General features: G+C 68.7%; 12 protein-coding genes. 5 read left to right on the forward strand and 7 right to left on the reverse strand.

The window, feature by feature from the left end; translation table 11 throughout:
- Positions 1 to 26 precede the first annotated feature (26 nt).
- The 3 genes from JOD27_RS02035 to JOD27_RS02045 are packed head-to-tail and all read left to right on the forward strand — an operon-like array spanning position 27 to position 6,884.
- Positions 27 to 5,222 carry an SDR family NAD(P)-dependent oxidoreductase gene (locus JOD27_RS02035; RefSeq protein WP_204760379.1) on the forward strand — a complete coding sequence of 1,732 codons (5,196 nt, stop codon included), beginning with the start codon at positions 27 to 29 and terminating at the stop codon, positions 5,220 to 5,222.
- A complete protein-coding gene (locus JOD27_RS02040; protein WP_204760380.1) occupies positions 5,219 to 6,403 on the forward strand; it encodes a cytochrome P450 in 1,185 nt (394 codons plus the stop codon). The genes JOD27_RS02035 and JOD27_RS02040 overlap by 4 nt, the downstream gene beginning before the upstream one ends.
- Before the next feature lie 52 nt (positions 6,404 to 6,455).
- Entirely contained in the window at positions 6,456 to 6,884 is a 429-nt protein-coding gene (locus JOD27_RS02045) for a hypothetical protein (RefSeq protein ID WP_204760381.1), read from the forward strand.
- Here the strand turns inward: JOD27_RS02045 and JOD27_RS02050 are convergent.
- Positions 6,881 to 7,243, reverse strand: a complete 363-nt coding sequence (locus tag JOD27_RS02050) for a DUF5997 family protein (protein ID WP_204761126.1) — start codon at positions 7,241 to 7,243, stop codon at positions 6,881 to 6,883. The genes JOD27_RS02045 and JOD27_RS02050 overlap by 4 nt on opposite strands.
- A gap of 73 nt (positions 7,244 to 7,316) precedes the next feature.
- Between JOD27_RS02050 and JOD27_RS02055 the strand changes: the two genes are divergently transcribed.
- On the forward strand, positions 7,317 to 8,027 hold the full coding sequence (locus JOD27_RS02055) for a LysR family transcriptional regulator substrate-binding protein (protein WP_204760382.1): 711 nt from the start codon (positions 7,317 to 7,319) through the stop codon (positions 8,025 to 8,027).
- Here the strand turns inward: JOD27_RS02055 and JOD27_RS02060 are convergent.
- The 4 genes from JOD27_RS02060 to JOD27_RS02075 are packed head-to-tail and all read right to left on the reverse strand — an operon-like array spanning position 8,024 to position 11,848.
- The gene (locus JOD27_RS02060) at positions 8,024 to 8,218 is read right to left on the reverse strand and encodes a ferredoxin (RefSeq protein ID WP_204760383.1); all 195 of its coding nucleotides are present in this window, start codon (positions 8,216 to 8,218) and stop codon (positions 8,024 to 8,026) included. The genes JOD27_RS02055 and JOD27_RS02060 overlap by 4 nt on opposite strands.
- A gap of 16 nt (positions 8,219 to 8,234) precedes the next feature.
- Positions 8,235 to 9,410, reverse strand: coding sequence for a cytochrome P450 (locus JOD27_RS02065; RefSeq protein ID WP_204760384.1), 1,176 nt, complete (start codon positions 9,408 to 9,410; stop codon positions 8,235 to 8,237).
- A 1-nt stretch (position 9,411) separates the two neighbouring features.
- On the reverse strand, positions 9,412 to 10,467 hold the full coding sequence (locus JOD27_RS02070; protein ID WP_204760385.1) for a DegT/DnrJ/EryC1/StrS family aminotransferase: 1,056 nt from the start codon (positions 10,465 to 10,467) through the stop codon (positions 9,412 to 9,414).
- A 7-nt stretch (positions 10,468 to 10,474) separates the two neighbouring features.
- Complete coding sequence (locus JOD27_RS02075) at positions 10,475 to 11,848, reverse strand: glycosyltransferase (RefSeq protein ID WP_204760386.1); 1,374 nt, start codon at positions 11,846 to 11,848, stop codon at positions 10,475 to 10,477.
- Between the two features lie 179 nt (positions 11,849 to 12,027).
- Between JOD27_RS02075 and JOD27_RS02080 the strand changes: the two genes are divergently transcribed.
- Complete coding sequence (locus JOD27_RS02080) at positions 12,028 to 14,766, forward strand: helix-turn-helix transcriptional regulator (RefSeq protein WP_204760387.1); 2,739 nt, start codon at positions 12,028 to 12,030, stop codon at positions 14,764 to 14,766.
- A 663-nt stretch (positions 14,767 to 15,429) separates the two neighbouring features.
- Here JOD27_RS02080 and mhpA read toward each other — a convergent pair.
- Positions 15,430 to 17,034 (reverse strand): bifunctional 3-(3-hydroxy-phenyl)propionate/3-hydroxycinnamic acid hydroxylase MhpA, encoded by a 1,605-nt coding sequence (gene mhpA / locus JOD27_RS02085; RefSeq protein WP_204760388.1) that lies wholly within the window; start codon positions 17,032 to 17,034, stop codon positions 15,430 to 15,432.
- A 20-nt stretch (positions 17,035 to 17,054) separates the two neighbouring features.
- Positions 17,055 to 18,263 carry a 3-deoxy-7-phosphoheptulonate synthase gene (locus tag JOD27_RS02090; protein WP_204760389.1) on the reverse strand — a complete coding sequence of 403 codons (1,209 nt, stop codon included), beginning with the start codon at positions 18,261 to 18,263 and terminating at the stop codon, positions 17,055 to 17,057.
- Positions 18,264 to 18,277 lie beyond the last annotated feature (14 nt).

The following is an 18,277-nucleotide window of genomic DNA, read 5'->3' on the forward strand; positions in this document are numbered from 1 at the left end:
AGACAGCAGACGGAAGGTTTCCGGCGATGCCGAACGAAGAGAAGCTCGTTGAGTACCTGAAGTGGGTCACCGCCGATCTCGCCCAGACCCGCCGGCGGCTGGAGGAGGCCGAGTCCGGCAAACACGAACCCGTCGCGATCGTCGGCATCGCCTGCCGCTTCCCCGGCGACGTCCGCTCCTCGGAAGACCTCTGGGACCTGGTCGCGCAGGGCCGTGACGCCATCACGGGCTTCCCGACCGACCGCGGCTGGGACCTCGGCACCCTCGCCGGCGGCACCAGCGCGACGCTGCAGGGGGGATTCCTCTACGACGCAGCCGACTTCGACCCCGGCTTCTTCGGCATCTCGCCCCGCGAGGCCCTCGCCATGGACCCGCAGCAACGACTCCTCCTGCAGACCACGTGGGAAGCCGTCGAGCGCGCGGGCATCGACCCGACGACGTTGCGCGGCTCCCGCACCGGGGTTTTCGTCGGCACCAACGGCCAGGACTACGGCCACGTCCTGATCGCCTCCCAGGAGGACGTCGAGGGCCACGCGGGCATGGGCACCGCCGCCAGCGTCATCTCCGGACGCGTCTCCTACACGTTCGGCTTCGAAGGCCCCGCCGTCACGATCGACACCGCGTGCTCTTCTTCGTTGGTCGCCCTGCACCTCGCTGCTGCTGCGCTGCGCAACGGCGAGTGCTCTCTGGCGGTCGCGGGCGGCGTCACGGTCATGGCGACGTCCTCGAACTTCGCCGGATTCACCCGACAGGGTGGCCTCGCGACTTCGGGCCGTTGCAAAGCGTTCTCGGACGACGCCGACGGCACCGGCTGGTCGGAGGGCATCGGCGTGCTGCTCGTCGAGAAGCTCTCCGACGCCCAACGCAACGGCCACCCGGTGCTCGCCGTCGTCGTCGGCAGCGCGGTCAACCAGGACGGCGCCTCCAACGGCCTCTCTGCCCCGAACGGCCCCGCCCAGCGCGAGGTGATCAAGGCCGCGCTGGCCTCCGCGGGCCTGTCCGCATCCGATGTGGACGCTGTCGAAGCACACGGAACCGGCACCGTGCTGGGAGATCCGATCGAGGCCGAGGCCCTCCTCGCCACCTACGGCCAGGACCGCGCGACCCCGCTGCGGCTCGGCGCGATCAAGTCCAACATCGGCCACACCCAGGCCGCGGCGGGCGTCGCGGGCGTGATCAAGATGGTCGAGGCGCTCCGCCACGACACCCTCCCGCCGACCCTCCACGTCACCGCGCCGTCGTCCCACGTCGACTGGTCCGCGGGCAACGTCAGCCTCCTCACCGAGACCACCCCGTGGCCGCGCGACGGCAAACCCCGCCGGGCAGGCGTGTCCTCCTTCGGGGTGAGCGGCACCAACGCCCACGTGATCATCCAGGAGGCTCCGGCCCCCGACGCCGCGCATGAACGGTCCGCTCACGACCCGACCACGCCAGAACTGTCAGACCCCTCTGCGACGATTGGAGTGGGGACCTCGGTCTCCCCCGGAGGGGGGCCAACCGGGATCGATCCAGCCGGGACCACCGCGGCGGCGGCCCGGCAGGGGGCAGTCGGGCAGGCGGCGTCGATCCGGGGCCTGGCGGGCAGGCACCCGTTCGTCGTCTCGGCGAAGTCGCCGAACGCGTTGAAGGCACGCATCGAGCAGGTCAAGGAGCTCGAAGGCGAGCAGCAGGACATCGCGTACTCGTTGCTCACCACGAGGCCGACGACGTTCGACCACCGCGCGGTGGTGCTCGACGGTGACGTGATCGCGACCGGTGTCGTGGCGCGCAAGCCGGTCGCCGCGTTGTTCTCCGGGCAGGGCGCGCAGCGCGTCGGCATGGGCAAGGAGCTGTACGAGGCGTTCCCTCAGTTCAAAGAAGCCCTCGACGCGGCACTGGAACATCTGCCCGGCGACCTCGAGCAGGTCATGTGGGAGGACGAGGCGAAGCTCGACCAGACCGGCTACACCCAGCCGGCGCTGTTCGCGTTCGAGGTCGCGCTGTACCGGCTGCTGGAGAGCTACGGCTTCAAGGCGGACAAGGTCGCGGGCCACTCCATCGGCGAGATCGCCGCCGCCCACATCGCCGGAGTTCTCAGTCTCGAAGACGCGGCCAAGCTCGTCCGTGAACGTGCGCGCCTCATGCAGGCGCTGCCCGCGGGCGGAGTGATGATCGCGATCGAGGCCACCGAGGACGAGATCACCCCGCATCTCACCGACGGCGTCGCCATCGCCGCGATCAACGGGCCCACGAGCGTCGTCATCGCCGGTGTTGAACAAGAGGCACGTAGGATTGTTGAACGATTCGACGATCGCAAGAGCAAGCAGCTCAGCGTCAGCCACGCGTTCCACTCGCCGCTGATGGAACCCATGCTCGACGACTTCCGTCAGGCCATCCAAGGCATATCGTTCAACAATCCGACGATCCCACTGATCGCTCGTGGGATTGTTCAACAATCCGACTACTGGGTCGGCCACGTCCGCGACACCGTCCGCTTCACCGACAACGTCGAGGAGATCGGCGACGCCACGTTCGTCGAGATCGGCCCGAGCGCCGTCCTGGCCGCCCTCGTCGACCGCGCCATCCCGACGATGCGCAAGGACAAGGACGAGGTCACGGCGTTCATCACCGCACTGGCCAAGCTCTACACCACGGGGACCAAGATCAGCTGGCCTAAGAGCGGCACCAGGATCGACCTGCCCACCTACCCGTTCGACACCGAGCGCTTCTGGCCGCGGAGCACCATGGCGCCAGGCACCCAGCCGAACGCCAGCCGCCCGGCGCTGTACGAGGTCACCTGGGTCAAGTCCGCAGTGGACGCCCAGGTCATGACGGGCGCGCGCTGGGCCATCATCGGCGGCGACGAGTTCGACCTCGCCCACGTCCTGTACGCGGCGGGCCAGTCCGTCAGCGGCTACGGCGAAACCCTCACCGAAGCCGCGCGGCAGGCCACGCCCGACGTGTTCGTCGTGGCGGTGACCGGCGACAACAGCCCGGAAAGCGTGCACGCCGAAACCCAGCGCGCACTGAGCATCCTGCAGGAGGCGAACAAGTTCGAGAACTCGCGAGTCGTCTTCGTCAGCCGGGGCGCGGCGACGGGCGAGGACCTGGCCGCGGCGGCCGTGTGGGGCCTGGTCCGCACCGCCCAGGCCGAGAACCCCGGCCGGTTCCTGCTCGTCGACAGCGACGGCCTCGACGTCTCCGGCGCCCTGCTCACCGAGCTCGTCAACGGCGACGAACCTCAACTCATGGTCCGCGAGGGCAGGATCAAGGTCGCTCGCCTCAACGAACTCCCCGAGAACCCCGAGGCCAGGCACGAGTGGGCCGAGGACGAGACGGTCCTGATCACCGGCGGCACCGGCGGCCTCGGCGCCGAGCTCGCCCGCCACCTCGTCACCCGGCACGGCGTGAAGCACCTGCTGCTCGCCAGCCGCCGCGGCGAGGAGGCACCCGGCGCGCGGAACCTCAAGCGGGAGCTGGAGAACAAGGGCGCCACCGTCACCATCGCGGCCGCCGACGTCACCAACGCCGACGACGTCCAGACCCTCTTCGCCGCCACGGACCACCCCCTCACCACCGTCGTCCACACGGCGGGCGTGCTGGACGACGCCCTCGTCGACGCACTCACCCCCGAGCGCCTCACCAGCGTCCTCACGCCGAAGGTCGACGCCGCGCACCTGCTCGCCCGGCACGACCTGAAACTGCTCGTCCTCTACAGCTCCGTCGCCGGCGTCCTCGGCGCGGCCGGCCAGGGCAACTACGCCGCCGCCAACGCCTACCTGGACGCACTGGCCGCCAGCCGCGAGAACACCATCAGCCTCGCCTGGGGACCGTGGGCGCAGGACGGCGGCATGACCGCGGGCCTCAGCGAAGCCGCCATGGACCGCATCACGCGCTCCGGCATGCCCCCGCTCGCCGCCGAACAGGGCCTCGCGCTGTTCGACGCCGCCCTCGCCGCGAACAAGAACGCCGTCGTCCCCATGCACGTCAACCGCAACCAGCAACGCGTCGCCCCACTGCTGCGCGACGTCGTCGACGAGCAGACACTGCCGCAGCAGAGCCAGATCGCCGCCGTCACGGTCCTCGACCGGTTGCGCGACACCGACCCGGACGAGCGTGCGGACGAGATCCGCGGCCTGGTCATCGGCACCTGCGCCGCCCTCCTCGGCCACAGCGATCCGTCCACAGTGGACCCGGAGAAGAACTTCCTGGAACTGGGCTTCGACTCGCTCATCGCCGTCGAGTTGCGCAACCAGCTCAACGACATGCTCAACCTCAAGCTCCCCGGCAGCGCCGTGTTCGACAGCGGCACCCCCGCGGCACTCGCCACCAGGGTCGACACCGAGCTCGGCACCATCGCCGGGCCCGCCACGAGCAACGGCATGACCGTCAACGCGAACGACACGGTCTTCGGCCTGTTCATGGAGAGCGTCACCAGCGGCAAGGTCGTCGAAGGCCTCAGGATGCTCAAGGCCGTCGCCAACCTGCGCCCCATGTTCGACAGCCCCGCCGAACTCGAGGACCTGCCCGGCCCCGTGACGCTCGCCGACGGCCCCCGGCTCCCGAAACTCGTCTGCGTCAGCGCCCCCGGCGCCACCGCGGGCGTCCATATGTACGCGCGGCTCGCCGCACATCTGCGCGGCAAGCGGCACGTTTCCGCGTTGCCGCTCATCGGTTTCGGCGACGGCGAAGCACTCCCGCGCACCACGGAGGCCGCCGCCAGGTTCGTCGCCGAAAGCATCCTCAACGGCACGGACGGTGATCCGTTCGTCCTGGTTGGACACTCCTCCGGCGGCACCCTCGCCTACTTCGCCGCGGCCGTGCTGGAAGAGACGTGGGGCATCACACCGGAAGCGGTGATCATGCTCGACACCCTGAGCATGAACTACAACTCCAGCGAGGGCATGGACTTCGACGCCGTCACGACGAACTACTTCAACACCATGGACTCGCCCGCGGTGAACATGAACAGCACCCGCCTGTCCGCGATGGCGCACTGGTTCCCGCTCATCATCGACACCGGCCTCCACACGACGGTTCCCAAGCTGCTCATCCGCTGCGCCAACGAGGTCAAGGGCACCGACCTCGTCACCACCGACCAGGACGTCGACGTGCCCGCCGACGAGATCCGCGTCGTCGCCACCGACCACATGGCGATGGTCAAGGAGGACGCGGGTGCCGTCGCGCAGGTGATGGAGGACTGGCTCAGCACCCGTATCGAGAAACTGGAAGGCGTCCGATGACCACATCGCAGGAACTGCCCCTGATCGGGGTCGAACTGCCGTCGATCCTGACGTTCAGCGAACTGCGGCTGCAGTTGCAGGAGCAGGCGCCGGTGTGCCGCATCCGGACGCCCGCGGGAGACGAGGGCTGGCTCGTCACCCGCCACGCCGAGGTGAAGTCGCTGCTGCAGAACAACAAGCTCGGCCGCAGTCACAAGGACCCGGCCACCGCGCCGAGGTTCATGCGCAACCCCATGCTCGACATGCTCGTCACCAGCGACGACATCGAGGTCGAGAAGGAGCGCCACGAGAAGAAACGCGTCCTCTACACCAGGAGCTTCGCCGCCCGCCGCGTCATCGAACGCAAAGAACGCGTCGAGGCCATCGCGAACGCCAAGCTCGACGCCATCATCGCCGCGGGCCCGCCGGTCGACCTGCACGAAGCCTACTCGATGGACTACTCGCAGCAGGCGTTGTGCGACATGGTCGGCATCCCGGAACAGGACCGCCGCCGGCTCCTCGACATGATGGACACCGTCGGCGCGTCCGACCAGCAGCACGCCGAGTCCGGCATGGACCCGCTGTTCGGCTTCGCCGCCGAGATCGGGCAGAAGCGCCGATCGGAGCTCGGCGACGACGTCATCTCCCGTTTCGTCGAAGCCGGCCTGAGCGACGAGGAGATCGGCCTCCACGTCGTCACGCTGCTGTTCACCGGTCTCGCGGGCCTCGCGAGCCACCTCGACTTCGGTGTGCTGCTGTTCCTGCGCAACCCCGACCAGCGCGAGAAGGCCATGGCCGACCCCACGGTCATGGCCCAGGCCGTCGACGAGGTCATGCGTGCCACGATCAGCTCGCCCGTCCTGCCCCGCTACGCCAGCGAGGACATCGAGATCGGCGGCGTCACGATCAAGGAGGGCGACCTCGTGATGCTGGACTTCAGCCTCGCCAACTTCGACCCGCGCGCCTTCGACGACCCGCACCGGTTCGACGTCACCCGAGCGCCCAACCACCACTTCACGTTCGGCCACGGCATGCGGCACTGCACCGGCGCCCCGCTCGTCCGGATCATCCTCGCCGTCGCGTTCACGACCCTGTTCGAACGCCTGCCGACGCTGCGGCTCGCCGTGCCGGAGTCGGAGCTCGAGTCCCACCCCGGCGGCCGCCTCGCCGGTGGCCTGGAGAAGTTCCCGCTCACCTGGTGACAGGCGTCACCTGTCAGCACCGTGTCAGCGCGCGCTGACACGGTGCTCAACCATGGCAACGAAGTTGAAGAGCGTTGTGCTCACCGTGGGCCTGGCCGCCGGTATCGCGCTGCTCGGCGGCACCCCGGCGACCGCGGAGACCGCGCCCGGCTGCTCCCGTGTCACGCAGATCGGCGCGACCAAGATCGTCAAGGACAACCGCGGCAACACCGTCATGTCGGTCAAGCAGTTCCTCGGCTGCGACAAGAACTACGGCTACACCTGGGTGTGGGAGTCGTGGGCGAGCACACATCGCGGCTTCACCGCGGGCGCCGGCCTCTACGTCGAGGGCGTCCTCAAGGGCTACAACGTCGACCCGGCGAACGACCGCGAGGTGTGGTCGGACGGTCTCCACACCGTCGACAAGTGCACCAAGGGTTACGGCGCGGCCGGCCGCGGCGGCGACGTGACCTGGGCGGGCGAGACCGAAAAGCGCTGCTAGGCCTCGTCGGCTTCGAGGCGCGCCTTCTCCCTGAGGCGCGCCTCTTCGGCCTTGAACTCCTTGTAGGTCTCGCGCTCGCGGACCAGCCAGTCCGGGTTCTCGTCCTTGATCGCGTTGATCTGGTCCGTGGTCAGCGCCTCGGTGATGCCCGCGCGCACCAGGCCGGACGTCGAGATGCCGAGCTTCTGCGCGATGAGCTGCTTGGGGTGCGGCCCGTTGCGGCGCAGCTCGCGCAGCCACTCCGGCGGGTTCGCCTGCAGCTCGTTCAGCTCGTCGCGCGACACGACACCCGCCTGGAACTCCTCGGGCGTGGCCTCGAGGTACACGCCCAGTTTCTTGGCGGCGGTGGCGGGCTTCATGGTCTGCTCGGACTTCATAAGCGCCCAGAGTAGTGCCACACAGCGTAACGGCTGCGTCCGGTAGCCTCAGCACGTGACCGGATCGTTCACGCTCGCGTACGTCCCAGGTGTGACGCCGGGCAAGTGGGCACGGGTCTGGCAGGAGCGCCTGCCGGAGACCGAGCTGACCCTCGTACAGGTGACCGTCGCCGAAGCCGCGGCCAGGGTGCGCTCCGGCGAGGCCGACGCCGCGCTGCTCAGGCTGCCCGGCGACCGCGAGGACCTGCACGCCATCCCGCTCTACACCGAGACCACCGTCGTCGTGTTCCCCAAGGACCACGAGTTCGCCGCCGCCGACGAACTGTCCCTTGAGGACCTGAAGGAGCACGTGCTCTGGCAGCCGCTCGACGACACGCTGCAGTGGGACGAACTCCCAGGGCAACCGCCCGTCGAGCGGCCGGAGACCACGGCGGACGCCGTCGAGATCGTGGCCGCCGGGGTCGGGCTGCTGGTCGTGCCGCAGTCGCTGGCCCGCCTGCACCACCGCAAGGACCTCAAGTACGTGGCGCTCGCAGACGCCCCGCAGTCACGGGTGGCGCTCGCGTTCCCGATCCGCGACGAGAACCCCGAGCTGGTCGAGCACATGATCGGCATCGTCCGCGGCCGCACGGTCAACAGCACCCGCGGGCCCGCACCCGAGCCGGTCGAGAAGAAGCAGCCACCCAGGCAGCAGCAGCGGCGAGGTCCCGCGCCCGCGCAGCGGAAACAACCCGCCAAGCGCGCGAAACCCCGCCGCGGCCGTTAGTCGTGCACGGTGATCGCCTGCGCCGGGCAGATGCCACTGGCCGTGCGCGCGGTCGCCTCCGCCTCACCTGACGGCGTGGAGTCGAGCACGGTGACGAACCCGTCGTCGTCCTGGTCGAACACGTCCGGCGCGGCCAGCACGCACTGCGCCGAGCCGATGCACTTGCCGGTGTCCACACTGATCCGAGCCATCGAAGTCCTCCAAGAATTACCAGCGCACAGGTAGCGCGTGGAGTCCGAAGAGGACTCCGTCGTACTTGAACCGCAGCTCCTCCAGCGGCACCGCGACCTCCAGCGTCGGGATCCGCCGGAACAGGCCGCGGTAGGCGACGTCCATCTCCAGCCGCACCAGGTTCTGGCCGAGGCACTGGTGCACGCCGTACCCGAACGCCACGTGTCCCGTGGCCGAGCGGGACGGGTCGAACTCGTGTGGCCGTTCGAACATCTCCGGGTCGTGGTTCGCGCCGGCCACGAGCGGCACGATGCCCTCTCCTGCCCGGACCAGCTGCCCGCCGATCTCGACGTCCTCGATCGCCACGCGCAACGCCACCAGGTCGGCCACCGAGTGGTAGCGCAGCAGCTCCTCGATCATCCGCTCGTCGCCGATCCACTGCTTCTGCTGCAGCAACGTGACGACACCGAGCGAGATGTTGTTCGCCGTCGTCTCGTGCCCCGCGATCAGCAGCAGCATCGAGACGCCGGAAAGCTCCTGGGGCGTCAGCAGACCGCCCTGCAGCAGCCTGCTGATCAGATCGTCACCTGGGCGCTTGGACTTGATCGTGATCAGCCGGTTGATGTAGCGCAACAGATGTTCGGACGCCTTGTCCCGTTCCTCGTCGGTCGACGTCAGCGTCACGAGGACCTTCGTCTTCTCCTCGAAGAAGTCGCGGTCCACTTTGGGCACTCCCAGCAGGGACGAGATCACCAGCGACGGCACCGTCAGGGAGAAGTCCTCGACGAGCTCGGCCGTGTCACCGCGAGCCAGCATCTGGTCGATCGCGCGGTCGACGATCTCCTCGACCGCCGGGCGCAACGACCTGATGCGGCGCACCGTGAACTCGGGGATCAGCGCCTTGCGGAACCTGTTGTGGTCGGGCGGGTCCAGCGACACGAACCAGCCGGGCACCTCGTCGGCGGACGGCGCGCCCACGGTGCGCGACGGACGTGGAAAGCCCTCGTGCGTCGGGTTCGAGCTGATGCGCGGGTCGGTGAGCACCGCGCGCACCTCCTCGTGCCTGGTGACCAGCCACACGGTCTCACCGGACGGCAACGCGGCCTTCACCAGGCCGGGTTTGGTGCGGAACTCCTCGTACTCGGGGGGAGGGAAGGGCGCACCAGGACGGCGCAACATGAAAGGGACCAGTTCGGCGGCGTCAGTGCTCATGTCATCCCTCGTAGAACTGGCGGACTTGCCCCACGATGTAGTCCTGGTCGTCTTCGGTCAGCTCGGTGTGGGTGGGGAGGTACAACCCGTCCTCGGCGAACCGGTTCGCGTTCAGCGACGGCCACACCGGGTCGAGATAGCCGGGCTGCCGGCTCATGGGCTTGAAGAAGAGGCGCGTCTCGATGCCCTTCTCCGCGAGGAACCCCCTGAGCTCCTCACGGCGTTCCGCGCGCAGGTCGTACATCCACAACACGTCACGCGGCGGCATGAGGGTGATCCCTTCGATGCCCCGCAGTCCCTCGTCGTACCGCTTCTCGATCTGTGCGCGCGTCGCGATGATCTCGTCGAGACGTTCCGTCTGGGCGAGCGCGACCGCGGCCTGCAGGTTCGTCATCCGGAAGTTGTAGGCGAGCTTCTTGTGCAGGAAGCTGTGGTCGCGCGTGAACGCCATCCCGCGCAGATGCGCCATCTGCCGCGCCAGGTGCGGATCGTTCGTGAGGCAGACACCGCCCTCGCCGGACGTGATGATCTTGTTGGCGAACAGCGAGAACGCCGCGATGTCACCGGTCGGCTTCACGCCGTGCGCCTCGGCCGAGTCCTCGACCACGCGCAGGTTGTACTCGTAGGCGAGCTCGAGGATCGGCTCCATGTCGCACTGTCTGCCGTAGATGTGCACCGGCATGATCACCTTGGTGCGCGGGGTGATCTTCTCCTCGATCTTCGTCACGTCGATGTTCAGATCGTCCGCGCAGTCGACGAACACGGGCGTCGCACCGGTGTAGGTCACGGCCCACGCGGAGGCGATCATCGTGAACTCCGGCACGATCACCTCGTCGCCGGGACCGACTCCCAACGCGCGCAACGCGAGCGTCAGCGCTGTCGTGCCGGACGAGCAGGCGACGCCGTACTTCACGTTGTTGTAGGCGGCGAAAGCCTCCTCGAACTGCGGCACGTAGGGGCCCTGCGAGGAGATCCAGCCGTCCGTCACGGCCTTCGTCGTGTACTCGAGCTCGTTGCCGCGCAACGAAGGCATCGAAACGGGGTAGCGGTAGCTCATCGTCAACTCACTTCGAGGACAGCGCGGGAAGGGAGAGGATCAGGTCGGCGGCGGTCTTGCGGCCACCGGCGGCGTGCTGCAGCGCGGCGAGACGTTCGGCGTTCTCGCGGAACGCCGGGTCGCCCAGGACGCGGGTGAGCTTGTCCACGACGTCGGCCGGGTCGACGGTGTGCGGCTTGTCCAGCGTCAGCCCGACACCGAAGCTCTCCGCCCGCACGGCCTGGTCGTAGCAGTCGACCCACAGCGGCCGGGACACCATCGGCTTGCCGAAGTAAATGCTTTCCGTGTAGGCGTTTCCGCCCGCGTGCGTGAAGAACAGCTTGACGCTCGGATGCGCCAGCACGTCCAGCTGCGACGGAACCCACGTCTCGATCCGCAGGTTCGGTGGGAGCTGTGCGGGCAGGAACTTCTGCTGGTCGCGCGGCAGCTTCCACAGCACCGAGTGCGTGCCCTCCAGCCGGCGCGCCACCTGGACGAACGCCTCGACCTGGGCGCGGGTCAGCCGGGTGATCGTGCCGAACCCCATGTACACCACGGACTTCTGCGCGTCCAGCCACTCGCCGAGCTCACCGGGCTCCGCCTGCGGCAGCGGCGGCACCAGCGCGCCGACCGTGCGGATCTTCTCCGGGAGGTCGAACGGGTAGTCCATCTCCGGGATCGAGTAGCACAGAACCAGCTCGGACTTCTCGACCCGCGCGAACTGGCCGAGCGCCTCCGGCGAGATGCCGAGCTCGGCGACGACCTTCCCGTTCCGCGCGTTGCGTTCCTTGTTCTCCTTCGAGAACGCGGTCGCGAGGGTGCGCCAGCCGAAGAGCCGGTTGGCCCAGCGCTGCGTCCACGACATGTCCGCGGGCAGGCCGGTGTGCGGGCGCGGGAAGTCCTTCGGCGTGTAGGAAGGGCCGATCGGTACCGCCGACGTCACGAGGTTCGACGGCACGAACGGGTCGCTGAGCACGTACGGGATGCCCTTGGTGATCGCGACCTCGTAGCCGAACATGCACATCGACTCGACGACCATCAGCGCCGGCTGGATCTCGTCGACGAGCTCGGCGAGCCTGCGGTACTTGGGGATCCGCAGCTCCGGCCGATGTGTCTGCTCGATGACGGCTTTGCGCGCCTTGAACCGCGACCGCTGCGTCACCTTCGCGTAGACGTCGTCCGGCCAGGTCACCGACGACATCTCCGGGATCACCTCGCCCAGCGAGAAGAACTCGATCGGCGAGCCGACGGCGGCGGCCTCGACCTCCTCGCGGGCCTTGTCGTCGGTGGCGAACCACAGGTTCTCGACACCGCGGCGCGACAGTTCCTCCGCTAGCACGAGCATCGGGTTGAGCAGGCCGCTCTCCGGCAGGCTGACGAACAGGATCGGCCGCTGGCTCATGGACTTCACCCCTCGGGCTGACACCTAGTGAGAGCGAGCCTGCCGGACGGCGCGGGCGTGTGTCCCGGGTGACGCCCCACCTCCAGGAGAACACCTAGAACCGGCGCGTATCGATTTCATGAGGATGTGTACACCTGCGACGCTCGTGTCCGACTCGTCGTGGCGAGAGGTACATCATCATGACCAGGACGTCCGACAACAGCATCAGCAGGGCGAGGCTCGCGGGACTCATCGAGCGCGACGACCAGTGGGCCTCTCTGGAGACGCTGTTGACGGACTCCCTGTCAGGATCCGGAAGGGTCGCGCTGCTCACCGGTCCGGTGGCGAGCGGGAAGACCGAGCTGCTGCACGCGTTCGGCGAGGCGTCCGGCGTCACCTTCGTGAAGGCGACCTGTTCGGCGTTCGAAAGAGATCTGCCTTTCGGTGTGGTCGGCCAGATCTTCCACCCGCTGGACGTTCCGGCGGAGGTGGGCGAACTCCTCGACGCCGCCGCACGGTCCAGCGACGGCCCTTCGGCACGGCAGCTGCACGCGCTGTGCATCGCGCTGCTGGACCTCACGGCCGAGACACCGCTGGTGATCGGCATCGACGACGTGCAGCACGCCGACTCGTCGTCGATGCACTGGCTGCTCTACCTGATCCGGCGGCTCGGCCAGGCCAAGGTGCTGCTGATGCTGACCGAGACCGCGTCCCCGCGCGCCGCGCACACCCCGCTGCACACCGAACTCCTGCGGCATCCGCACTGCCGGGACGTCGGGCTGGCCCCGCTCGGTGCTCTGGACGAGCTGTTCGAGGCGCCTCGGCACGCCGCGGACGCGATGAGGCTGACAGGCGGCAACCCGTTGCTGGTCCGGTCGCTCCTCGACGACCAGCGGCTGTGCAAGCCGCGCGACGACGGCGGCCTCGTCATCGGCCCCGGCTACCGGCGCGCGCTGGTCAGCTGCCTGCACCGCTGCGACCACCACGTGCTGCCGGTCGCGCGGGCACTGGCCGTGACGGGCGAGAACGCGACGCGCGAGTCGTTGAGCCGCTTGGCCCGTGTCGACGCCGAGGCCGTCGACTCCGCGCTGGACGTGATGAACGAGGCCGGTCTGGTGTCCGACGGCTGGTTCCGCGACCCGGCCGCCCGCGGCGCGGTCCTGGACGATCTGTCCACTCAGGACCGCAAGGAGATGTACCTCGGGGCGGCGCTGCTGCTGCACGACGAGGGCGCGCCCGCGACCGAGGTGGCGCCCTACCTGGTCATGGCCGACCACTCCGAGAACCCGTGGATGGTGCCGGTGTTCGAGGAAGCCGCCGAGCACGCGTTGCGCGACGAGCAGATCGACACGGCGTTGCGGTATCTGGAACTGGCGCATCGGGCGTGCGTCGAGGTGCACGGGCGGGCGGCCATCGCGGCGAAGCTCGTCCGGGTGGAATGGCGCGTCAACCCGTCCGCCGCCGGACGCCGGCTCGGCACGGTGGTGCCGGCGATGCGGGCCGGGCAGCTCTCCGATCGTGACGTGACGTCGCTGGTGCAGCCGATGCTGTGGAACGGCCAGGTCGACGAGGCCACCGAGGCCATGGACCGGGTCCGGCGGTCGTCCGGCAACGGCGTGCGGGCGATGGAGCTGTGGCTGGCCTGCTCGCATCCGACGCTGGCACGGCGTCCCCAGGCGGAGCCGGTGAAGGCGCGGACGGTCAGCCTGACGTCCGGGCCGATGCTGAAAGCGGTCACCGCACTGGCGAACGTGCTGACCTACGGCCCCAACGACGAGTCCGCGACCGATGCCGAGCACGTCCTGCAGGCCGCGCGACCGTCGGACAGCGGGTCGTGGGGGCCGGAGTCGGCGATGCTCGCGTTGCAGGCCCTGGTGTACGCGGACCGGCTCGACGTCGCCGCGCAGTGGTGCGACCGGCTGCTGGAGGAGACGCGGGCCAAGAACCTCGTGGTGGCACAGGCGTTCTTCTCGAGCGTGCGGGCGGAGGTGTCGCTGCGGCGCGGCGATCTCGCCTCGGCGTTCGACCACGCGCAGAACGCGCTGGACCTCATGCCCGCCGGCGGCTGGGGTGTGGCGGTGGGCATGCCGCTGGGCATCCTGATCAACGCCGCCACGAAGCGGGGGCGGCACGAGGAAGCCGCGGCGCTGCTGGAACAACCCGTGCCCGAGGCGATGTTCCAGTCCCGGTACGGGCTGTACTACCTGTACGCGCGCGGCCACCACTACTTGGCCACGTCACGGCACTACGCGGCGCTCGCGGACTTCCTGTCCTGCGGCGAGCTGATGACCTCGTGGGGTGTGGACCAGCCGGGAGTGGTGCCGTGGCGAACCTCGGCAGCGGAAGCCTGGCTGTTGCACGGCGCCAACCGTGACGAGGCCAAGCGGCTGATCAACGAGCAGCTGGCGCGGCTCGGACCGGACGCCTCCCGCACTCGCGGCGTGGCGTTGCGGTTGCTGGCCGCCACCAACCAGCCGCACAACCGGCCGCAGCTGTTACAGGACGCCGTGGCGGTGCTGGAGGAGTACGGGGACCAGTACGAACTCGCCCGCGCTCTCGCCGACCTCTCCAAGGCGCACCAGGCTCTGCGGGAGCACCGGCGGGCGTGGACGGTGGCTCGCCGTGCCTGGCACGTCGCGAACGTCTGCGACGCGGCCGAGCTGTGCGAGGAGTTGTTGCCCTCCAGGGGAAAGGGCGACGCCGAGGACACGCCGGCCGAGGACAAGCCGGTCGATCCCATTGCCACGCTGACGGATGCCGAACGACGGGTGGCGGCGCTGGCGGCCGTGGGATACACGAACCGGGAGATCGCGTCGAAGCTGTACATCACGCCGTCGACGATCGAGCAGCACCTGACGCGGGTGTACCGGAAGCTGAACGTCAAGTACCGCAAGGATCTGCCGGCCGACCTGCACTCGTACCTGCCGAGCACGGCCTGAGTATCCCGGGCACGACTGCGCCGATCTGGCCGCCCGCTCCGCCGGGCGGCGGTGACCTCGGCGAACGCCCGTTGTCAGACCTGCCTGGAGAATGAGAAGCAGGGGTCCCCTGGCCGGGCAGGGCCCCGGCAAAGTCGCCCTGCTGGGCTTGGCGTCTGCAAGTACCACCAACTCTTGATCGAATCGCCGCCAGTTACACCCAACTGGTTCGTCCTCTGGCGGACCTTCGGTGCGCCGGTGCGGCCGATGCACCGCGAGTTGGCGGTGGAAAAGTGCTGGTTGATCTTGAGTTGGTGGTACTTGCAGACGCCGTTGGCGAAGCCGGGAGCGGCTGCCGGAAGCAGGGCCGGTGCCGGTTCGCCAACCTGATGGTTGTGCTCTCACGGACGTGAACAGGCAAGTTGGCTGTAGTTGGGGTGTTCTGACCAGATCAGAGGGGTGTTGCGACGACCTATTGACGCCAAGACGATGTCATCGGCGCTTATCTACAACCAACCTGGTGCGGCCAGCACATCAGAGCGTTTCCGCAGCTTCCTCGAATTGGCGGCCTCGTCGCACCGTCAGGATTCGCCGACGGAGTCCTTGCAGACGCCATCAGCCGGCCGGACACGACTTTGCCGACACCCTGTCCTGGCCGGGGTACCCCTGCGTCAGCGTGGCGGCTCAGAGCAGCGGTAGCTGCGCCTTCAGTTCCCGCACCAGCTGGGGCAGGTCCGCGCGGTCCTGCGCGAACCCGAACACGTAGTAGTCCGGCCGCACCAGCGCCGCCACCTTCCGGTGCCCGGCCAGCCAGGGCAGATACAACCGCTCCACGTCCACGACCTCGTGCGCCCGAGCGATCTTCGGTGGAATCCCGGCGGGCATCACTCGCACCAGGTGCGTCCCCAGCGTCTTGAGGAAGTCGAGCTCGTCCTCACCCAGCGCGTCGTACGGGTCCAGCGTCGTGATCAGGTGCCAGCCGCGTCCGACGACCTCGTCGAACCGGTCCCGCACCGTCCCACGCGCCACCACACCCTGCGGCGACAGTTCGCCGTGCGGCAACGAAATCCCGTCGGCACCCCGCCGAACTACGCCGTCTTCCAGCGCGTAGGCGGACGGAGCGAGATCGACGCCCTCGGGCTTGGCCTGCATGGCGAGCAGGAACGCGTCGCGACGCGCGGCGGCGACGGGGTCGAGCTCGGACACGATCTTGCCCACCTCGATGGACATCTCGATGGTGTGCCGCACCTGCAAGGCGCGTTCGGCCTGGTACGCGTCGAGCAACGTGTCGTCGGCGACGTCCCGCAGCACGAGGTCGAGCTTCCACGCCAGGTTCGCCGCGTCCCGGATGCCCGAACACATGCCCTGCCCGGCGAACGGCGGCATGAGGTGCGCGGAGTCGCCGGCCAGCAGCATCCTGCCGTCGCGCCACCTGTCCGCCATCGCGGCCTGGAACGTGTAGACGATGTTGCGGGTCAGGTCGGCGTTGTCCGGCGTGACGTCGTAGGGCTTGAGCAGCTCCCACATGCGTTCCACAGTGGACAGTTCCTCGATCGACTCGCCGGGTAGCCGCATAAACTCCCACCGTCGGTGCCCGCGGCCGGACGCGACGATCGTGGTGGGCCGGGCCGGGTCGCACACCTGCACGTCGTTGGGGCGGAACGCCCGCTTCTCGTGGAAGACCACGTCGACCAGCAGCCAGTCGTGCTTGAAGTTCAGGTCGATCATCTTCGTGCCCATGACGTCGCGCACGAAGCTGTTCGCGCCGTCGCAGCCGACGACCCACGACGCCGTGACGTCGCCCTCGTGATCAGGTCCGGGGGCGGTCAGCGAGACGTGCGTGCCGTGGTCGGTGATGGCCTCGACCTTGTGCCCGAACAAAGTCGTGATGTTCGGCAGCGTGGCGACGTGCTCGCGCAACGCCTTCTCGAACGTCGGCTGGTGCATGACGGTCGCGATCGGCCAGCCGTCGCGGCCCGGCTCGTACGGTGCCTCGAACGAGAACAGCTCGCGGCCCTCGGCGTTCTGGAACATGTACTGCCCCAGCGGTTCGCCGAGCTCCATCAACTGGGCGCCGATGCCGGCGGAGGCGAACGAACGCGCGGTCTCCCCGTCGAACGCGACGACGCGCGGGAACGGGTACTGGCCGCGGTACTTCTCCAGGATGACGACCCGCCATCCCTTGTGCGCGAGGAGGATGGACAGAACGAGGCCGACCGGGCCGCAGCCCACCACCGCGACGTCCGCGGTGGTGGCTGCAGCCCGGCCGGTCGGCTGCGGTGACGTCATCTGTCTTCCCTGTCTGCGGGTCAGAAAACCGAGTCGATCACTCCGAGTGCCTGAGCGGGGTTCAGCCGTGGGTCGCAGAGGGTCTCGTAGCGCTCGGAGAGAGCCTTCTCGTCGGGGACAGGCCCGCCGACGCACTCCGTCACGTCGGTCGCGGCCATTTCCAGGTGCAAGCCGGCCGCGTGCGCGCCCTCGGTCTCCAGGATGTGTCGGAACGCCGTGGCCTCCTCGATGATATGGCTGACATGTCGAGTCTTTCGCCCAGACTCGGTCGTGACCGTGTTGCCGTGCATGGGATCCGACAGCCACACGACGGGGTGGCCCGCGCGCTGCACGGCCCGCACGATCGGCGGCAGCGCGACGTGGATGTCCTCGCGTCCCATGCGCACGATCAACGTCAGCCGGCCCGGCGTGTGGTGCGGGTCGAGCAGCTGGCACAACCGCACGACGGTCTCCGGGTCCGCGGTCGGGCCGATCTTGCAGCCGATCGGGTTCGCGATCGCCGCGAACATGCTGACGTGCGCGTGGTCGAGCTGGCGGGTGCGTTCACCGATCCACGGGAAGTGCGTCGAGGTGAGGAACTGCTCGCCGGTGCGTTCGTCCGTCCGGATGAGCGCGTTTTCGTAATCCAGCACCAATGCCTCGTGAGCTACCCACGGGCCACCGGACAGTTCCTCGACACTTCCCGTCCAATGGGTGCGCACTTCTCGGATGACGGCGGCCGACGCGTCGTAGGCCATCAGCATTCGTTCGGGGTCGTGCCGCCGGGCCTCATTTTCGGTCTCGAACGAATTGACCAGCTCACCGCGGAACGACGGCAGATCGACCCCGCCCACCGTTTCGAAGTTGTTCGAACGAGGCTTCGCGTACTGGCCCGCCATGCGTCCGAAACGTGCCACCTCCTGGCCGGTGCGTTCCGCCAGCCGGGAAGCGATCGCCTGGATGTTGCGCACCTTTCGGAAAGTTGTCACCGGGTCGGCGTCGGAAAAGGACTCGGCGCAGTCGCCGAGCTGCAGCACACGCGCCTCGCCGAGCGCGGCGAGACCGAGCGCGCGCTTCGCCTCGCGAATTTCGGAATGGGCGACCAGGGGCAGTGCGCCGGACAGTTCGGCCTCGATCAGGTCGTACTCGGGGTGGTGGTGCCAATGGGGCTGCTGCGTCGCGGGCAACGTCATCCACGGGGCGGCGGTCCGGGTGTGCGTGAACTCCGTCAGCTTCACCGTCTGAGGCATTGTTCTCGCTCCTG

Origin of the sequence: Lentzea nigeriaca (genome assembly GCF_016907955.1) — a bacterium.
GTDB lineage: Bacteria > Actinomycetota > Actinomycetes > Mycobacteriales > Pseudonocardiaceae > Lentzea > Lentzea nigeriaca.